This is a genomic window from Saccharopolyspora pogona, assembly GCF_014697215.1.
Classification (GTDB): Bacteria; Actinomycetota; Actinomycetes; order Mycobacteriales; family Pseudonocardiaceae; genus Saccharopolyspora; species Saccharopolyspora hattusasensis.
On the sequence record NZ_CP031142.1, the window covers coordinates 5,745,597 to 5,760,725 of the forward strand.

The 15,129-nt window shown below is 70.1% G+C and carries 22 protein-coding genes; 11 read left to right on the forward strand and 11 right to left on the reverse strand.

Annotation, left to right across the window (positions count from 1 at the left end; all coding sequences use genetic code 11):
- Entirely contained in the window at nucleotides 1-891 is an 891-nt protein-coding gene (locus DL519_RS26575; RefSeq protein ID WP_397544976.1) for a UTP--glucose-1-phosphate uridylyltransferase, read from the reverse strand.
- A gap of 49 nt (nucleotides 892-940) precedes the next feature.
- Between DL519_RS26575 and DL519_RS26580 the strand changes: the two genes are divergently transcribed.
- From DL519_RS26580 to mscL, 4 genes are all read left to right on the forward strand, one after another.
- Nucleotides 941-1,537, forward strand: coding sequence for a 5-formyltetrahydrofolate cyclo-ligase (locus tag DL519_RS26580; RefSeq protein WP_190818794.1), 597 nt, complete (start codon nucleotides 941-943; stop codon nucleotides 1,535-1,537).
- A 98-nt stretch (nucleotides 1,538-1,635) separates the two neighbouring features.
- On the forward strand, nucleotides 1,636-1,938 hold the full coding sequence (locus tag DL519_RS26585) for an FmdB family zinc ribbon protein (RefSeq protein ID WP_190818796.1): 303 nt from the start codon (nucleotides 1,636-1,638) through the stop codon (nucleotides 1,936-1,938).
- Between the two features lie 212 nt (nucleotides 1,939-2,150).
- Entirely contained in the window at nucleotides 2,151-2,801 is a 651-nt protein-coding gene (locus DL519_RS26590; protein ID WP_190818797.1) for an SAF domain-containing protein, read from the forward strand.
- Nucleotides 2,802-2,923: 122 nt separating this feature from the next.
- On the forward strand, nucleotides 2,924-3,382 hold the full coding sequence (gene mscL, locus DL519_RS26595; RefSeq protein WP_190818798.1) for a large conductance mechanosensitive channel protein MscL: 459 nt from the start codon (nucleotides 2,924-2,926) through the stop codon (nucleotides 3,380-3,382).
- 30 nt (nucleotides 3,383-3,412) lie between these two features.
- On the opposite strand, the gene DL519_RS26600 is transcribed toward mscL, so the two are convergent.
- Nucleotides 3,413-3,598: a hypothetical protein gene (locus DL519_RS26600; RefSeq protein WP_190818799.1), complete on the reverse strand. Its 186-nt coding sequence runs from the start codon at nucleotides 3,596-3,598 to the stop codon at nucleotides 3,413-3,415.
- Between the two features lie 150 nt (nucleotides 3,599-3,748).
- On the opposite strand from DL519_RS26600, the gene DL519_RS26605 reads away from it, so the two are divergent.
- Nucleotides 3,749-4,018 carry an antitoxin gene (locus DL519_RS26605; RefSeq protein WP_190818800.1) on the forward strand — a complete coding sequence of 90 codons (270 nt, stop codon included), beginning with the start codon at nucleotides 3,749-3,751 and terminating at the stop codon, nucleotides 4,016-4,018.
- Nucleotides 4,019-4,087: 69 nt separating this feature from the next.
- Here DL519_RS26605 and DL519_RS26610 read toward each other — a convergent pair whose 3' ends face one another.
- Both DL519_RS26610 and DL519_RS47270 read right to left on the reverse strand, forming a co-directional pair.
- Nucleotides 4,088-4,588, reverse strand: coding sequence for a MogA/MoaB family molybdenum cofactor biosynthesis protein (locus tag DL519_RS26610; protein WP_190824236.1), 501 nt, complete (start codon nucleotides 4,586-4,588; stop codon nucleotides 4,088-4,090).
- A gap of 256 nt (nucleotides 4,589-4,844) precedes the next feature.
- Nucleotides 4,845-5,801 carry a S1C family serine protease gene (locus DL519_RS47270; protein WP_223839583.1) on the reverse strand — a complete coding sequence of 319 codons (957 nt, stop codon included), beginning with the start codon at nucleotides 5,799-5,801 and terminating at the stop codon, nucleotides 4,845-4,847.
- A gap of 105 nt (nucleotides 5,802-5,906) precedes the next feature.
- Between DL519_RS47270 and DL519_RS47275 the strand changes: the two genes are divergently transcribed.
- Entirely contained in the window at nucleotides 5,907-6,482 is a 576-nt protein-coding gene (locus DL519_RS47275) for a hypothetical protein (RefSeq protein WP_223839585.1), read from the forward strand.
- 172 nt (nucleotides 6,483-6,654) lie between these two features.
- Here the strand turns inward: DL519_RS47275 and galT are convergent, their stop codons facing one another.
- From galT to mrf, 7 genes are all read right to left on the reverse strand, one after another.
- Nucleotides 6,655-7,728: a galactose-1-phosphate uridylyltransferase gene (galT, locus tag DL519_RS26620; RefSeq protein WP_190818803.1), complete on the reverse strand. Its 1,074-nt coding sequence runs from the start codon at nucleotides 7,726-7,728 to the stop codon at nucleotides 6,655-6,657.
- Nucleotides 7,725-8,516 (reverse strand): DeoR/GlpR family DNA-binding transcription regulator, encoded by a 792-nt coding sequence (locus tag DL519_RS26625; protein ID WP_190818805.1) that lies wholly within the window; start codon nucleotides 8,514-8,516, stop codon nucleotides 7,725-7,727. The genes galT and DL519_RS26625 overlap by 4 nt, the downstream gene beginning before the upstream one ends.
- Nucleotides 8,517-8,694: 178 nt before the next feature.
- Nucleotides 8,695-10,125, reverse strand: coding sequence for a HAMP domain-containing sensor histidine kinase (locus tag DL519_RS26630; protein WP_190818807.1), 1,431 nt, complete (start codon nucleotides 10,123-10,125; stop codon nucleotides 8,695-8,697).
- Nucleotides 10,122-10,817, reverse strand: coding sequence for a response regulator transcription factor (locus DL519_RS26635; protein ID WP_190818808.1), 696 nt, complete (start codon nucleotides 10,815-10,817; stop codon nucleotides 10,122-10,124). Before DL519_RS26635 ends, DL519_RS26630 begins: the two co-directional genes overlap by 4 nt.
- A gap of 136 nt (nucleotides 10,818-10,953) precedes the next feature.
- Nucleotides 10,954-11,106: a 50S ribosomal protein L32 gene (gene rpmF, locus DL519_RS26640; protein ID WP_168586472.1), complete on the reverse strand. Its 153-nt coding sequence runs from the start codon at nucleotides 11,104-11,106 to the stop codon at nucleotides 10,954-10,956.
- 119 nt (nucleotides 11,107-11,225) lie between these two features.
- A complete protein-coding gene (locus DL519_RS26645; RefSeq protein WP_190818809.1) occupies nucleotides 11,226-11,477 on the reverse strand; it encodes a type B 50S ribosomal protein L31 in 252 nt (83 codons plus the stop codon).
- A 71-nt stretch (nucleotides 11,478-11,548) separates the two neighbouring features.
- On the reverse strand, nucleotides 11,549-12,805 hold the full coding sequence (mrf, locus tag DL519_RS26650; RefSeq protein WP_190818810.1) for a ribosome hibernation factor-recruiting GTPase MRF: 1,257 nt from the start codon (nucleotides 12,803-12,805) through the stop codon (nucleotides 11,549-11,551).
- A gap of 97 nt (nucleotides 12,806-12,902) precedes the next feature.
- Here mrf and rpmB point away from each other — a divergent pair, with 97 nt between their 5' ends.
- From rpmB to bluB, 5 genes are all read left to right on the forward strand, one after another.
- Entirely contained in the window at nucleotides 12,903-13,139 is a 237-nt protein-coding gene (gene rpmB, locus DL519_RS26655; protein ID WP_168586469.1) for a 50S ribosomal protein L28, read from the forward strand.
- The gene (gene rpmG, locus DL519_RS26660) at nucleotides 13,139-13,306 is read left to right on the forward strand and encodes a 50S ribosomal protein L33 (RefSeq protein WP_010316403.1); all 168 of its coding nucleotides are present in this window, start codon (nucleotides 13,139-13,141) and stop codon (nucleotides 13,304-13,306) included. Before rpmB ends, rpmG begins: the two co-directional genes overlap by 1 nt.
- Before the next feature lie 65 nt (nucleotides 13,307-13,371).
- Nucleotides 13,372-13,677, forward strand: a complete 306-nt coding sequence (gene rpsN, locus DL519_RS26665; protein ID WP_190818811.1) for a 30S ribosomal protein S14 — start codon at nucleotides 13,372-13,374, stop codon at nucleotides 13,675-13,677.
- Between the two features lie 3 nt (nucleotides 13,678-13,680).
- The gene (gene rpsR, locus DL519_RS26670; protein ID WP_190818812.1) at nucleotides 13,681-13,920 is read left to right on the forward strand and encodes a 30S ribosomal protein S18; all 240 of its coding nucleotides are present in this window, start codon (nucleotides 13,681-13,683) and stop codon (nucleotides 13,918-13,920) included.
- 497 nt (nucleotides 13,921-14,417) lie between these two features.
- Nucleotides 14,418-15,098, forward strand: coding sequence for a 5,6-dimethylbenzimidazole synthase (bluB, locus tag DL519_RS26675; protein ID WP_190818814.1), 681 nt, complete (start codon nucleotides 14,418-14,420; stop codon nucleotides 15,096-15,098).
- The last annotated feature ends 31 nt before the right edge of the window (nucleotides 15,099-15,129 follow it).

The following is a 15,129-nucleotide window of genomic DNA, read 5'->3' on the forward strand; positions in this document are numbered from 1 at the left end:
TTAGCTCCTGCTGATCCGTTCGACGAGCCAGTTTCGCAGTTCCGGCCCGTATTCGGGATCCTCCAACGCGAAGTCCACCGCAGCTTTGAGGAAACCGCCAGGATTTCCGAGGTCGTGTCGCCCACCTCGATGGACCACTACATGCACCGGGTGTCCTTCGGAGATCAACAACGCTACGGCATCGGTGAGCTGGAGTTCACCTCCGGCACCGGGCTCGATGCGCTTGAGCGCGCCGAAGACGGCGCGATCCAGCAGGTAGCGACCGGCGGCGGCCAGGGTGGACGGGGCCTCGTCCGGCGCGGGCTTCTCGACCATGCCGCGGACCTGCTTGACATCGTCGTCATCGGTGTCGGTGACGTCGAAGACACCGTAGGCGGAGATCTGCTCGCGCGGCACGTCGAACGCGCACAGCACGCTGCCGCCGTAGCGGGCGCGCACCTCGGCCATCCGCGTGAGCACGCCGTGCGGCAGCACCAGGTCGTCGGGCAGCAGCACGGCGACCGCGTCGTCGGCGTCGGTCAGGTTCGGTTCGGCGCAGCCCACGGCGTGCCCCAGTCCGAGGGCGCGCTCCTGCAGCGCGGTCTCCGCGGCGATCAGGGCGGGCCCGCGGCGGACCTTATCGAGCAGTGCGTCCTTGCCGCGGTCCTTGAGCGTCTGCTCCAGCTCGGGTTGCGGCCGGAAGTACTCGGTGATCGCCCGCTTGTCCGGCGAGGTCACGATGATCAGGCGCTGCGCGCCCGCCTCGGCGGCCTCGGCGGCCACCAGTTCGATCCCGGGGGTGTCGACGACCGGGAGCAACTCCTTCGGCACCGCCTTCGTGGTCGGCAGGAATCGGGTTCCCAGGCCTGCGGCGGGCACGATGGCGGTCCGGAACGCTGTGGGCGTGCTCATCGGGCTGCTCATGGCCAGGGAGCCTATCGGGCATCCCTAAAGTGGACCTGTGAGCTCACTGGACGAATCGTTTACGACCAAGTCCGAGTGGCGCCGCGTGCTGCTGGAACAGCGCGGGGGCGTCGCCGACGACACGCGGTCTGCCGAGGCCAGGGCGCTGCAGGAGGCGTTGCTGAGGTGGCTGGACGGCCGACCGGTGCGGACGGTGGCGGCGTACGTCCCGGTGGGCGGCGAGCCGGGATCGCCGGGTTTGCTCGACGCGCTGCTCGACGCCGGGCTGCGGGTGCTGCTGCCGGTCGTGGTCCGCGGCGGCCCACTGGAATGGGCGAAGTTCACCGGCCCGGACTCGCTGCGCCCCGCCGGGTTCGGCCTGCTCGAACCGGTCGGCGACCGGCTGGGGACCGCAGCGATCGGGCAGGCCGACGCGCTGCTGGTGCCCGCGCTGGCCGTGGACCACCGGGGGGTTCGGTTGGGACGCGGTGCCGGTTACTACGACCGGTCGCTGCCGATGGCCGCGCCGAACGCGTCGCTGATCGGTGTCGTCCGGGACGGCGAATTTGTCGCCGAGCTACCCGGGGAGCCGCACGATGTGCGGATGACCGGGGTACTGACACCCGGTCGTGGGGTGGTTGGCCTACCCATGTGACATAGGAGTGTTTGCACCGGACACCCTACGTGACGCATTATCGTATTTAGCACTCCTGCAGTTCGAGTGCCAAGACGAGATGTCGGAGGTTCACGGCCGTGCCCACATACCAGTACGCCTGCACCGAATGTGATCACCAGTTCGAGACGGTGCAGTCGTTCAGTGAGGACTCCCTCACCGAGTGCCCGAAGTGCACCGGCCGGCTCCGCAAGCTGTTCAACGCCGTGGGCATCGTGTTCAAGGGCTCGGGCTTTTACCGCACCGACAACCGGTCCTCGAACTCGTCGTCCAGCTCGACCAGCAGCAGCCCCTCCTCGTCGAACAGCAGTAGTTCGTCGTCCGAGTCGAGCTCGTCCTCTTCGAGCAGCAGCTCCTCGACCACCACGGCCGCCGCTTCCTGATCTCCGCCCCAGTTCGCCGACCGCAGCTGACGCGGTCGGCGATTTTCGTGTGCACGCCCAGTGATCCTCCCCGTCCGCGGGAAATTCGTCCGGGTGAGCCGAGTTATCCACAAGGGACCGGTCTGTCCACAGATTTCCGCTGCCCCCTCCCGCCCCGGCGCGTAGCTCCCTAACTTCGGAGGTCATCAACGACCGCGACCGGGGAGTGGACCATGGCTTCGGAGGACCGCCTCAACTCGACAGCGCTGCACCGGATCGGCGCGCTTTTCCCCGCCCGACGGGGTTTTCGCCTGCACGCCCTGCGCAGGCTGACCGCCGTGGCGCTGCTACTGCTCGCCGCCGGGCTCGCAGTGCAGCCAGGCCACGGGCCGCCGGACTCACGCGTCGGGGTGCTCGTCGCCGCGCGCGATCTGCCGCCCGGTCGGGTCCTGTCGAAGGCCGACGTGGCGCGCCGCGAACTGCCCGCGGACCTGGTGCCGGACGGCGCGTTGCGGGACGTTGCGGCCGCCGAGGGGCGGGTGCTCGGCACCGCCGCGCGCAGCGGGGAGCCGCTGACCGACGTCCGGTTCGACGGTCCGCTGGTGGCATCCGGGGACGCCGGGACCGCGTCCGCGCCGGTCCGCCTCGCCGACCCGGAAGTGGCCGACTTCCTGGTGCCCGGCAGACGAGTGGACCTCGTCACAACAACCACTCGATCGGGTCACGCTTCGGTGCTCGCCGAGAACGTCCGGGTGGTCGCCGTGCAAGCCCCGAAGGGCCGCAACGACAAGGGCAGACTCATCTTCGTGGGACTACCCGAGGACACCGCTGCGGCGGTTGCCGCGGCGTCCCTGCTTCAGCCGGTCACAGTTACGCTCCGCTGAGTGCGCGTCGCGCGCCGCCCTCTGTCGATTCGGCGCATCACCCATCTGGGATTCGCGCGTCGCACCCATCGATCGATCCGGGCTCGTCCGGACCACCCATGATTTGGAGAGGAGCTCCCAGCGTGCTCAAGGGCTTCAAGGACTTCCTGATGCGCGGGAACGTCATCGACCTCGCAGTCGCCGTGGTCGTCGGCAGCGCGTTCACCGCGCTGGTCACGTCGTTCACCACCAGCATCATCAAGCCGATCATCGCCGCCACCGGGGGCGGCAACGTCACCGGCCTGAGCATCCAGCTGCGCGACGGCAACGGGGCCTCGATCATCGACTTCGCCGCGGTGATCAACGCGGTGATCACGTTCTTCATCACGGCGGCGGTCGTCTACTTCCTGTTCGTGCTGCCGATGAAGAAGATCTCGGAACGCCGCAAGAAGGGCAAGGAAGAAGGTCAGGCCGAGCCGACCGACGTCGAGCTGCTACTGGAAATCCGCGACCTACTGCGCCGGGAGCAGGGCCTCCCGCAGGTCAAGGGCCTCGTCATCGAAGCCGAGAAGGCGAGCGCGGGCAACGGCCAGCAGAATTGAAACATCGCCGCCTGCTGAGGCCGCCGAGCGTCAGCGGGCGTCGTGGTGCGGTGGGCGGTTCTCCCGGTACCAGCGTTCGCCGTCACCCGCGGTAGTCCGGTCCGGGCGGTCGTCGGAGGTGGTCTCGGGCAGGACGTCACCGAAGATCTCGGCGAGCCTGCGCCGCCGCTCCCGTTCTGCGGGGTCGGTGGCTCTGCCTGGGTCGTTCGCGGTCACACCTCCATCGTGCCCCATCGCGATGAGCGGTTAGGAGCGCCGCGCGGCCATCGCTGTGATGTCGGCTACAGTGAATGTTGTTGCAGGACAATGCCGCGGGAGCGGCGCCGGGCGTGGCTCACCGGGTGTCGAAGCCACGGGAGGCAAGAGATGAGTTTCCTGGACAAGGCCAAGGAACTGGCGAACCAGGCCAAGGACAAGGCCGAAGAACTCGCCGAGAAGGCAGGCCCCAGCGCGGCGAAGGGACTCGACGCCGCCAAGTCGAGCCTGGACAAGGCCACCGGCGGCAAGTACCACGACAAGATCGAGAACGTCAGCCACAAGGTCGAGGGCATCCTCAAGCGGGACGGCCACGGCCCCGGCGACAAGGGACCGGAGGAAAAGGGCGGCCCGACCGAACCCGGCCCGAAAACCCCCTGACGCCAACCGGAACCCAAGAGCACAGGCGGTGGCGGCTCCGCTCGGAGCCGCCACCGCTTCGTCTTCAGGTCAGGCCGTTTCCAGGCCCGAGAGCTGTTCGATCACGTGGGTCACCAGGGGGGTCAGGGTGGCCATGCCGTCCCGAACCGACGCCCGGGAACCCGCCAGGTTCACCACCAGCGTGCTGCCGGAGACCCCGACCAGGCCGCGCGACACCCCGGCCTCGACCGCGCCCGCCGCCAGCCCCGAGGCCCGCAGGGCTTCCGCGATACCCGGGACCGGGCGGTCCAGGACCCCCGCCGTCGCATCCGGCGTGACATCCCGGGGCGACACACCGGTGCCGCCGACGGTGATCACCACGTCGACCCCGCCGATCACCGCGGTGTTCAGCGCGTTGCGGATGTCGACGGTCTCCCCGGCCACCGCGACGGTACCGTCGACGATGAAACCGGCTTCCTCCAGCAACTCGGTCACCAACGGACCGATGTTGTCTTCCTGCTCGCCCTGGGCGACCCGATCGTCCACCACGACCACGAGGGCCCGCCCCAGCCGCTGCGCGCTGCGTTCCATGCCGGTAACCGTAGTGCCAAGGGTCTCCTCGGTCAGATCCAACGAGTTGGTGAGATCGACCATCCTCACCGGCCTGCGCGGAACCACGGTGCCTGTTTCGTCGGACATGTTCCTCCAAGTCCTGCGATGTTCCCGAGTTGATTTTTGACCGTTGTGCGAAGCCGAGCCGTCGACCGCGCCGGGCGGCTCGGAGGGGGCAGGGCAGCCCGGCGCGGTCGACGCGGAACACGGCCGGCGAGCCGGCCGTGCGTTCTGATCACCCCTTCTGGCCGGTCAGGGTGGCGTCCACGGTGCGATCGCCGCCCGTGCCGGTGATGGAGATCCGCACCCTGTCCCCGGGGCTGTGCGAGCGGACCGCGGCCACCAGGGAATCGGAGTCCAGGATCGCCCGGTCGTCGATCTTGGTGATGACGTCGCCGGACTGGACCCCGGCCTGCTGGGCGGGGCCGCCCGCGGTGACGTCGCGGACCTGCGCGCCGGGTTGCTGCGCGTTGCTGATCCGGACGCCCAGGGTCGTCTGGGTGGCCGAGCCGGTGTCCTTCAGCTCGGTGGCGATGCGCCTGGCCTGGTCGATCGGGATCGCGAAGCCGAGCCCGACCGAACCGGCCTGCTGCTGGCCCGTACCCGGGCTGTAGATCGCCGAGTTGATGCCCACCACGTTGCCGTCCATGTCGACCAGCGGGCCGCCGGAGTTGCCGGGGTTGATCGCGGCGTCGGTCTGCAGCGCGTTGAGCACGGTGTCCTCGCTGCCGGACTCCCCACCGGCGCGCACCGGGCGGTCCTTGGCGCTGATGATGCCGCTGGTCACGGTGCCGGAGAGGCCGAACGGCGAACCGATGGCCACCACCGGCGCACCGACCGGCAGGTCGTCGCTGCGGCCGAGCCCGACCGGGGTGAGGCCGGTGATGTCGGCCTTCACCACCGCGAGGTCGGACGACGGGTCGGTGCCGACGACCCGGACCGAAGCCGAGCGGTTGTCGTGGAACAGTGCGGTGAGCTGGCCGCGCTGCCCGCCGCCGTCGACGACGTGGTTGTTGGTGAGGATGTAGCCGTCGCTGCTGAGCACGATCCCGGAGCCCTCGCCGGCGCCGCGCGCGGTCACCAACTGCAGCTGGACGACGCTGGGCAGCACCTTCTCGGCGACCTGCTGCACCGAGCCCTGCGGCGCGGTGCTCGCACTGCGCGCCGGCCGTGGCTGTTCCAGCGAGGTCACGGCGCCCTTGTCACCGCCGAGCTGGTACCCGACGTACCCGCCGACACCGCCGCCGACCAGGCCCGCGACCAGCGCGAGCGCCGCCGCACCTGCGATCAGCCCGCCGTGCCGGTTCCGCTGCTGGGGCGGCTGGACCGGCGCGCTGTAGCCCCCCGAAGGCCACGGCTGCGAATGCGGGAACTGCTGCGTCGAGTGCGGCGGCTGCGCCGCCCCAGCCTGGTGATGGGAATGTTGTTGCTGGGGCTGGACTTGCTGGTGATGGGCTTGCTGCTGTTGAGCGTGCTCGGCTTGGGGCTGCGGCTGCTGGGGTTGCTGCTGTTGAGCGTGCTCGGCTTGGGGCTGCGGCTGCTGGGGTTGCTGCTGTTGAGCGTGCTCGGCTTGGGGCTGCGGCTGCTGGGGTTGCTGCTGTTGAGCGTGCTCGGCTTGGGGTTGCGGCTGCTGGGGTTGCTGGGACTGGGCCTGGTGCTGCGCCTGCGGCTGAGCCGGAGCTTGGGGCTGCTGAGGCTGTTGCTGCTGGGGCTGCAGCGGCACCCCGGCTGGTGGCGTGTCGCCGGTGCCCGCGGCGGGCCCGTTCGCCTGCGGCTTCGGTTCTTCCGGCTGATCGCCGGAGTTGCCCGGGGTGTGTTCGGTCATGGCTCCACCTTGCTCCAGATGGCTGAGAAGTGTCTGAGACCAGGCTGAGGGTCTGCCTGATAACCGTTGGCGCGGACTGTGATCTCGGACGCGCGGAGCCGGTTGTCAGGTCGGGTGGCGGTGTGCCGGGCCCGTGAGTACTTTTGGGCGTTACAGCCCCCAAAAGTACTCACGGGCCCCTCCAGCGTGGCGCTTCGGACGTCGGGGGGCCGAAACGGAGTCACCGCAGCCGGGCGGCGATCTGCTCCGGGGTGACGTCGTTGATCCACACCGCCATGCCGGACTCCGAGCCCGCGAGGTATTTCAGCTTGTCCGCCGAGCGCAGCACCGAGAAGACCTCCAGGTGCAGCCAGGAAAGCTCCCGGCCGGTACGCACCGGCGCCTGGTGCCAGGCCGCGATGTAGGGCAGCGGACGGTCGTAGAGCCCGTCGAGGCGGCGCAGGACGTCCAGGTACGTCACCGCGAAGTCGTCGCGTTCGGCGTCGGTGAGCACCACGACGTCCGGCACCTGGCGGTGCGGCACGAGGTGCACCTCGACCGGCCACCGCGCGGCTGCGGGCACGAAGGCGGTCCAGTGCTCGGAGTCGACGATCACCCGCTCCCCCGCCGCGCGCTCGGCGGCGAGCACGTCGCCCTGCAGGTGCCGACCGTGCTGCGCGAGGTACTTCTCGGCGACCTGCAGCATCTTCTCCGTCTTGGGCGTCACGAACGGATATCCGTAGATCTGGCCGTGCGGGTGGTGCAGGGTGACGCCGATCTCCTCACCGCGGTTCTCGAAGCAGAACACCTGCTCGACGCCGGGCGTCTCGGCCAGGCCGGCGCTCCGGTCGGCCCAGACGTCCACCACGGTCCGCGCCTGCGCGGGGCTAAGCTCGCCGAACGACGAGTTGTGGTCGGAGGTGAAGCACACCACCTCGCAGCGGCCGCTCGCGGGCGCGACCGGCACCATCGGCATGCCCTCCACAGTGGACTCGGCGCCGGGAATGCCCTGGGCGAACGACGGGAACTGGTTCTCGAACACGACGACGTCGTAGTCCGGCTCCGGGATCTCGGTGGGCCGCCCGGGGGCGCTCGGGCACAGCGGGCACAGCTCGGCTGGCGGCTTGTAGGTCCGCGCCTGCCGGTGCGCGGCGATCGCGACCCACTCGCCGGTCAGCGGGTCCCGTCGCATCTCCGAAGCCGGGGCCTGCGGCGGCAGGTCCCTGGTGTCGTCGGCGTCCCGGGTCCGCGCCGGGTCGGCGTCGAAGTAGATGATCTCCCGTCCGTCGGCAAGGCATCGCGCCGTCCGCTTCACCGCTCCTCCTCCACGCCCTGCTGATCGGCCAGCAGCAGCTCGACGTGCTCGGCCAGCAACTGGCGCGCGTCGCCCGGCAGGCCCTGGTCGCTGATCAGCAGATCGACCTCGTCGAAGTCGACGATCGTGGAGATCCCGACCGTCGACCACTTGGAGCTGTCGGCGACCACGACCAACCGGCCCGCCGCCTCGGCCAGCGCCCGGTTCGTTTCGCTCTCGTTCAGGTTCGGGGTGGTGAAACCGGCCCGCGGCGCCATCCCGTGCACCCCGAGGAACACCAGGTCCAGGTGCAGGGAGCGCAGCGCCTGCACCGCGACGGGCCCGACCAGCGCATCCGACGGGGTGCGGACGCCGCCGGTGAGTACCACGGTGCGGTCGGTGCGGCCGCGCTGCTGCAGGGCGTCGGCGACCCGCACGGAGTTGGTCACCACCGTCAGGTCGGCGACCTCGTCGAGGTGCCGCGCGAGCGTCCAGGTGGTCGTTCCCGCGGACAGGCCGATCGCGGTGCCCGGCCGGACCTGTTCGGCAGCCAACCGCGCGATCGCCTCCTTCTCGGCGAGCTGCCGCACCGACTTGGCCTCGAAGCCCGGCTCGTCGGTGCTGCGGCCAATCATCGAGGTTGCGCCGCCGTAGACCTTCTCCACCAGGCCGCGGCGGGACAGCGCGTCGAGGTCGCGGCGGATCGTCATGTCCGACACGCCCAGCCGCTGCACCAGGTCGCCGACCTGCACCGCCCCGGTGCGCCGCACCTCGTCGAGGATCACTTCCTGGCGTTGCCGCGCGAGCACTCCACCCGTCCCCTCAGCCCGTCGGGGCCGCGCAGGGTGGTGAGTGTTCGTTCCGGTTCTTACCGGTACCAACACTCACGAGCCTACCCACGCAGCCCAAGCAAACAAGAACCAACATTACCCGAACCGGTGACTGGCGTATGGCACAGCAATCCGACACAGCGACGAAGCAGAGTGTTCATTGATGTTCGATGTACGGCGGGCTGCCCGGCAGCGCCATGCGCAGGAGCGCCCCGCCCTCGGGCGCCTCACCGGCCCAGACCGTCCCGCCGTGGCGCTCCGCGACCTGCTTGACAATCGACAGGCCGAGCCCGGAGCCCGGCAGGGTCCGCGCGTCGGAAGACCGGTAGAAGCGCTCGAACACGTACGGCCGGTCCGCCGCGGCGATGCCGGGCCCGCTGTCGGCGACCTCCAGCTCGGTGGTCGCGCCGTTCGCGGCCGGATGCAGGTCCACCCGCACCCGGCCGCCGTCCGGGCTCCACTTCGCGGCGTTGTCCAGCAGGTTCAGCACCGCCCGCTCCAGCGCGGTCGCGTCGCCCATCATCACCCACGGCTCCAGGCGGACGTCGAACTCGATGCGCGGCGCCCGGCGCCTCGCGCGGCTCAACGCGCGCTCCACGACTTCGACCAGGTCCACCGGCTCATGCACGGCCTGCGGGGTGTCCTCCCTGGCCAGCTCGACGAGGTCGCCGACCAGTGCGGAAAGCTCCATCACCTGCGCCTGGACGTCGGTGAACATCTCCGCCCGGTCCTGCTCGGACAGCTTCGGCGCGTCCGGCCGGGCCGAGGCCATCAGCAGCTCCAGGTTGGTGCGCAACGAGGTCAGCGGGGTGCGCAGCTCGTGACCGGCGTCGGCAACCAAACGCCGCTGCCGTTCCTGCGACTCGGCCAGGGCGCCGAGCATCTTGTTGAAACTCGTGGTCAGGCGGGCCAGCTCGTCGTCGCCGCCGACCGGGATCGGGCGCAGGTCACCGGTGAGCGCGACGCGCTCGGTGGCCGCGGTCAGCCGCTGCACCGGCCGCAGCCCGGCGCGGGCCACCGCGGTCCCGGCAGCCGCCGCGAGCAAGATCCCGGCACCGCCCATCACCACCAGCACCACGCTCAGCTGCGCGAGCGTCCGCTGCGTGGGTTGCAGCGACGTGGACATCACCAGCGCGGCGTTCTGCCCGGTCGGGACCGCCACCACGCGGCTGTTGGTGCGCTGATCGGTGCGCAGCGACTCGCCGGCCTGGCCCTTGGCGACCGCCAGCTCGTCGAGGCTGATCGGCGGCCGGTCGTTCGGGCCGACCACGACGCCGTCCGCGGACAGCACGCTGATCTTGAAGTTCTGCGCCACGAAGAACGCCACCGGCACCTGCTGCAGGTCCGAGGTACGCACCAGCGGGCCATCGGCCGCTTCCACCGCGCGCTCGGTGAGGTTGTCGTCCAACTGCTGGTAGAGGCTGTCGCGCACGGTGACGAAGGCCGCGACCGACACCAGCGCGACCGCGCCGGCCACGCAGATCGCGGCCAGCCAGGTGACCCGGTTGCGCAGCGAGACGCGCTGGAACCGGCCTTTCGGGCGCTCTTGCGGGTCGAGGTCGGGCGGAGGTGGTGCGGGGACTGTCACGGCGGCGTCTCGCGGAGCACGTAGCCGACGCCGCGGACCGTGTGGATCAACCGCGGCTCACCCTCGGCCTCGGTCTTGCGGCGCAGGTATCCGATGTAGACCTCCAGGGCGTTGCCCGAGGTCGGGAAGTCGTAGCCCCACACGTCCTCCAGCAGGCGGCTGCGGGTCAGCACCTGCTTGGGGTGCGCCATCAGCAGTTCCAACAGGGCGAACTCGGTGCGGGTCAGGCTGATCGGGCGCTCGCCGCGGCGGACGTCGCGGGTGCCAGGGTCCAGCTCCAGGTCGGCGAAGTGCAGCGCGGCCGGCTGCGCGTCCTGCCCGGCCTCCGGCGGGCTGGCGCGGCGCAGCAGCGCGCGCAACCGGGCGAGGAGCTCTTCGAGCGCGAACGGCTTTGGCAGGTAGTCGTCTGCGCCCGCGTCGAGCCCGGCGACCCGGTCGGACACGGCGTCGCGCGCGGTGAGCACCAGGATCGGAAGGTCGTCCCCGGTGCTGCGGAGGCGCCGCGCGACCTCCAAGCCGTCCAGGCGGGGCATCATCACGTCAAGCACCATGGCGTCCGGACGGTTGCCGGCCAGGAAGTCCAGTGCCTGTTGACCGTCCGCAGCGAGCTCGACCTGGTACCCGTTGAACTGCAACGACCTTCGCAGCGATTCCCGCACGGCACGATCGTCGTCGACGACGAGGATGCGCATGGGAACAGTCTTACCCCTAGCCCTGAGAAGCAGCTGAGAACCCGCCGTGCGTCGCGGCACCTCGTGACATCCGTCTCCACTTCGGCGTGATCCCGGCGCGCGCCGTCACCTGAGGTGATCGCGCGCGCCGGATCGGTCACCGCTGCTGGAAGTGCCTGATGAGCGCGCGCGGCACCAGCTTGCGCTGCCCGTCGACGACGATCGGCACCAGATCGGGTGCCGTCGCCTTCCACTGCGATCGGCGGTGGCGGGTGTTGCTGCGGGACATCTTCCGCTTCGGAACGGCCATGGCGGTCCTCTCGTCGTTGCATTGATGGGCGGAGCGATCGGCCTGTCCGCCTCCTCTAACGAGGCAAACAGGCCGTTCGCTCCAAAAACTCGCGAGCAGATCCGGTCGCGTCGCCGCAGTCAGCGGATCCGGTCGCCGTAGCGGCGGCGGAACTTCTCGACCCGGCCCTGGGTGTCCAGGACCCGCTGGTTGCCGGTCCAGAACGGGTGCGAGTAGGCGGTCACGTCGATCACGATCAACGGGTAGGTGTTGCCGTCCTCCCACTCCGTCCGCGTGTCGGACGTGGCAGTGGAGCGGGTCAGGAACCGGTCCCCGGTCGTGCGGTCCTGGAACACGACGGGCCGGTACTCGGGATGGATTCCTGGCTTCATGACTTCTCCTCGTAGGTCTGCGGCGCGGAGCCGCTGGCGGCACCGCGCGGATTGCGGCTCCCGGCGACGCGCTACCGGGTGCCGGTCTCGCCGGTGGCGTCCGCGGTGGTCTCCGCCGGGTCGTCGCCGCACGGGTCGGTGTGCCACTCGCCGAACGGGTCCTCGTAGCTCGCCCACGCGCGCTCGCCCTCGGCGAGCTCGTCGTCGGTGAGCAGGGCGTGGCGCAGGGCGTGGGCGATGTCCTGCGGGTTGGCCTCGTGGACGATCACGACCAGCTCCTGCATCCGGTCGCCGTAGTAGTCGTCCCAGGTCAGCGAGGCCCTCACCTGCCGTTCCGGCGAAACGTCGGCCCACTGGTCCGGCTCCAGCGCGGTCAGCCACGGCCCGGCGTGCGCGACGCCGAGTCCACCGCCCGCGGACTCCAGCCACAGCGCGACGTCCGGCTGGCTGGCGACCCAGACGCGGCCGCGGGTGCGTACCACGCCGTCCAGCAGCACGTCGATCGCATGGTGCAGCCGCTCCGGGTGGAACGGCCGGCGCTCCTCGAAGAGCACCACCGACACCCCGGCATCGGTTTCCAGCGACGGCTGCCCGCGCAGCAATTGCCCCTGCGGCCCGTCGACTTCGCCGCGGCGCGCGTCGGCGGGCACCTGGGCCAGCAGCGCGGAAACGTCCAGGTCGTCGAGGTGCATGCCGGGCGCGTTGGGCGTGAGCCGGGCGATCACTGCCTCGGTGCGCACCTGGTTCCACCGGTCGTCGGCACGTCCGGCGAGCACGATGGCGTCGGCGAATTCGACCTGCCCCACCGCGACCTGGGCGACGGTGCGCTCGTCGTCCGCGCTGCCGCCGAGCCCTCGCTCGACGAGCTCCTCCTCGCCGGTCGCATCGGCCAACCAGGTCGCCAGGTCGACGGTGGTGACCACGGCCTGGACGTCGACGTCGCCGGCGAGGGGGCGGTCGTCCACCAGGACGTGCTGCAGCGCCCAACAGATGGTTTCCGGCTCCAGCGCCGGATCGAGCTGCACGACGATCCGCGTCACATCGGGCGCGGCGGACAGCCTCCGCAGCAACGGCAGCATGTCCAGGCGCAGCGTGCAGGACACGCAGCCGTGCGCGAGCTCCAGGATCTCGGTGCTCTCGCTGTCGCCGTGACGGACCAGGCGCCGAACGACGCCCTGGGCGACTTGGCGCAGGTCGTGGTGCACGAGCGCGGTGCCCGCCGGATCTTCCCGCCGGGCCGTTTCGGCTGCCGCCGCGACCTGCCCCGCGCGGATCCCGGCCACCATGATCAGCGGAATCCGCCGGTTCGCGGACGACTCGGTTCCCATCCCCACCTCAATCGACAACGGTTTTCATCTGATGCGGACACACGCTACCCTCGACAGCGACGAAATGAAAACGAATGTCATTATCGAGAGGCAGGTCATGTCCATCCGCTGCCAGGTGACCGGGAAGAAACCGGGCTACGGCAACCAGGTCTCCCACTCCAACCACCGCACTCGTCGCCGCTGGCTGCCCAACGTGCAACGGCGGCGCTACTGGCTGCCGTCCGAGAACCGCTGGGTCCGGCTGCGCGTGTCGACGAAGGGCATGAAGACGATCGAGAAGCGGGGCATCGAGGCCGTGGTGGCCGAGATGCGAGCGCGAGGGGAGCGCATCTGATGGCCAAGAGCACCGACGTCCGCCCGGTGATCAAGCTGCGGTCCACGGCCGGCACCGGCTTCACCTACGTGACCACCAAGAACCGCCGGAACGACCCGGACCGCCTGGTCCTCCGCAAGTACGACCCGGTCGCCCGCAAGCACGTCGAATTCCGCGAAGAACGCTAGACGGTGATTCCCGGCTCTTGACCAGTGAGCATTCGCGAGCCCGGAGAGTTGAAAGGAACGGCCAAGTGGCCAAGAAGTCCAAGATCGCGCGCAACGAGCAGCGCCGCGAGATCGTCGCCCGCTACGCCGAGCGGCGAGCCGAGCTGAAGAAGATCATCGTCGCCCCCGGGAGCAGCCCGGAGGAACGCGATGCCGCACAGCGCGAACTGCAGCGCCAGCCGCGCAACGCGAGCCGGGTGCGGCTGCGCAACCGCGACGCCGTCGACGGGAGGCCGCGCGGCTACTTCCGCAAGTTCGGCGTCTCCCGGGTGCGGCTGCGCGAGCTCGCGCACTCCGGCGAGCTGCCCGGCGTGACGAAGTCGAGTTGGTGAGCCGTGCGCAACAACGACCGGCGCAGCGTCCGCCGCAAGCCCAACCTCCTCCAGCGCGAAGGCGTCGTCCAGGTGGACTGGAAGGACACCTCGCTGCTGCGCAAGTTCATCTCCGACCGGGGCAAGATCCGCTCCCACCGCGTCACCGGCCTGACCGCGCAGGAGCAGCGCGAGGTGGCGAAGGCGATCAAGAACGCCCGCGAGATGGCGCTCCTCCCCTACCCGTCGAACGGCCGCAAATGAGGCGTTCGCCCAGGTGAACGGCCGTGAGTGCGTTGGGGTGCTATAGCGGCTGTTCTGGAACTCGTTCTGCGTGGACGTTCCGCTGGCTGCCCGGGCGAGAGCGACCTGGTTCCGCCTCGCCCATCGGGGTGAAGCGAACGGACTGTTCACCTCGGTAGGAGCCTGTTGCGTTTTCGGCGAAAACGGCTGAACCGAAGTACCAAATCAGTCTCGATCGCCGCCGTTTGTCCGCCAGTGGCCATCTCAGCCGTGATCGATCGATCACGGTCCGTGGTGGGCGTAATTTTGCAACAGGCTCGTAGGCGAGACGAACGGTCCGTTCGCTTCAACCAGAACCTTCCAAAACTGCCTCTACAGCCCCCAACCGCACTCACGGGCCATGACCAGGCAAACCTCGTCCCGATGTCTCGTTCGATAGCTCGATAGCAGGTGTTGCGGGCGGCCGGCGCGGGTGCCCCTCGCCCCGTTGCCCCAGCGGCGCGGCAGGATGGGCGGCGATGACGATCGCCGGACGAGCCCCGAAGCTGACCGACACCGCCCCCGCCGCCGACCTCTACGACGTGATCAACCGCCGCCGCGACGTGCGCCGGGAGTTCACCGGCGGCGAACTCCCCGACCCCGTGCTGCGCCGCGTGCTGACCGCCGCGCACAGCGCGCCCAGCGTCGGCCTGTCCCAACCGTGGGACTTCGTCCTGGTCCGCGACGACGCCATCCGCCGCTCCTTCCGCGAGCACGTGCTGGCCGAACGCAGCGTGTTCGCCGCCCAGCTCGACGGGGAACGCGCCGAGACCTTCGCCAAGATCAAGGTCGAGGGCATCGTGGAGTCCTCGCTGGGCATCGCCGTCACCTACGACCCGAACCGCGGCGCACCCCAGGTGCTCGGCCGCCACGCGATTGCCGACGCCGGCCTGTACTCGGTGTGCCTGGCCATCCAGAACCTGTGGCTGGCCGCCACCGCCGAAGGCCTGGGCGTCGGTTGGGTCAGCTTCTACCGCGAGGAGTTCCTCCGCCGCCTGCTGGGCATTCCGCAGGGGATGCGTCCGGTGGCATGGTTGTGCGTGGGACCGGTGCGGGCCCTGGCGGACACACCTGACCTGGAACGCCACGGCTGGCGGCAGCGGTTGCCGCTGGAGCAGGTTGTCCACTACGACAAGTACGGCCACGGTCGCAACCGGTAGCCTGTAGGCCACGAAAACCGCTCCGGCACGC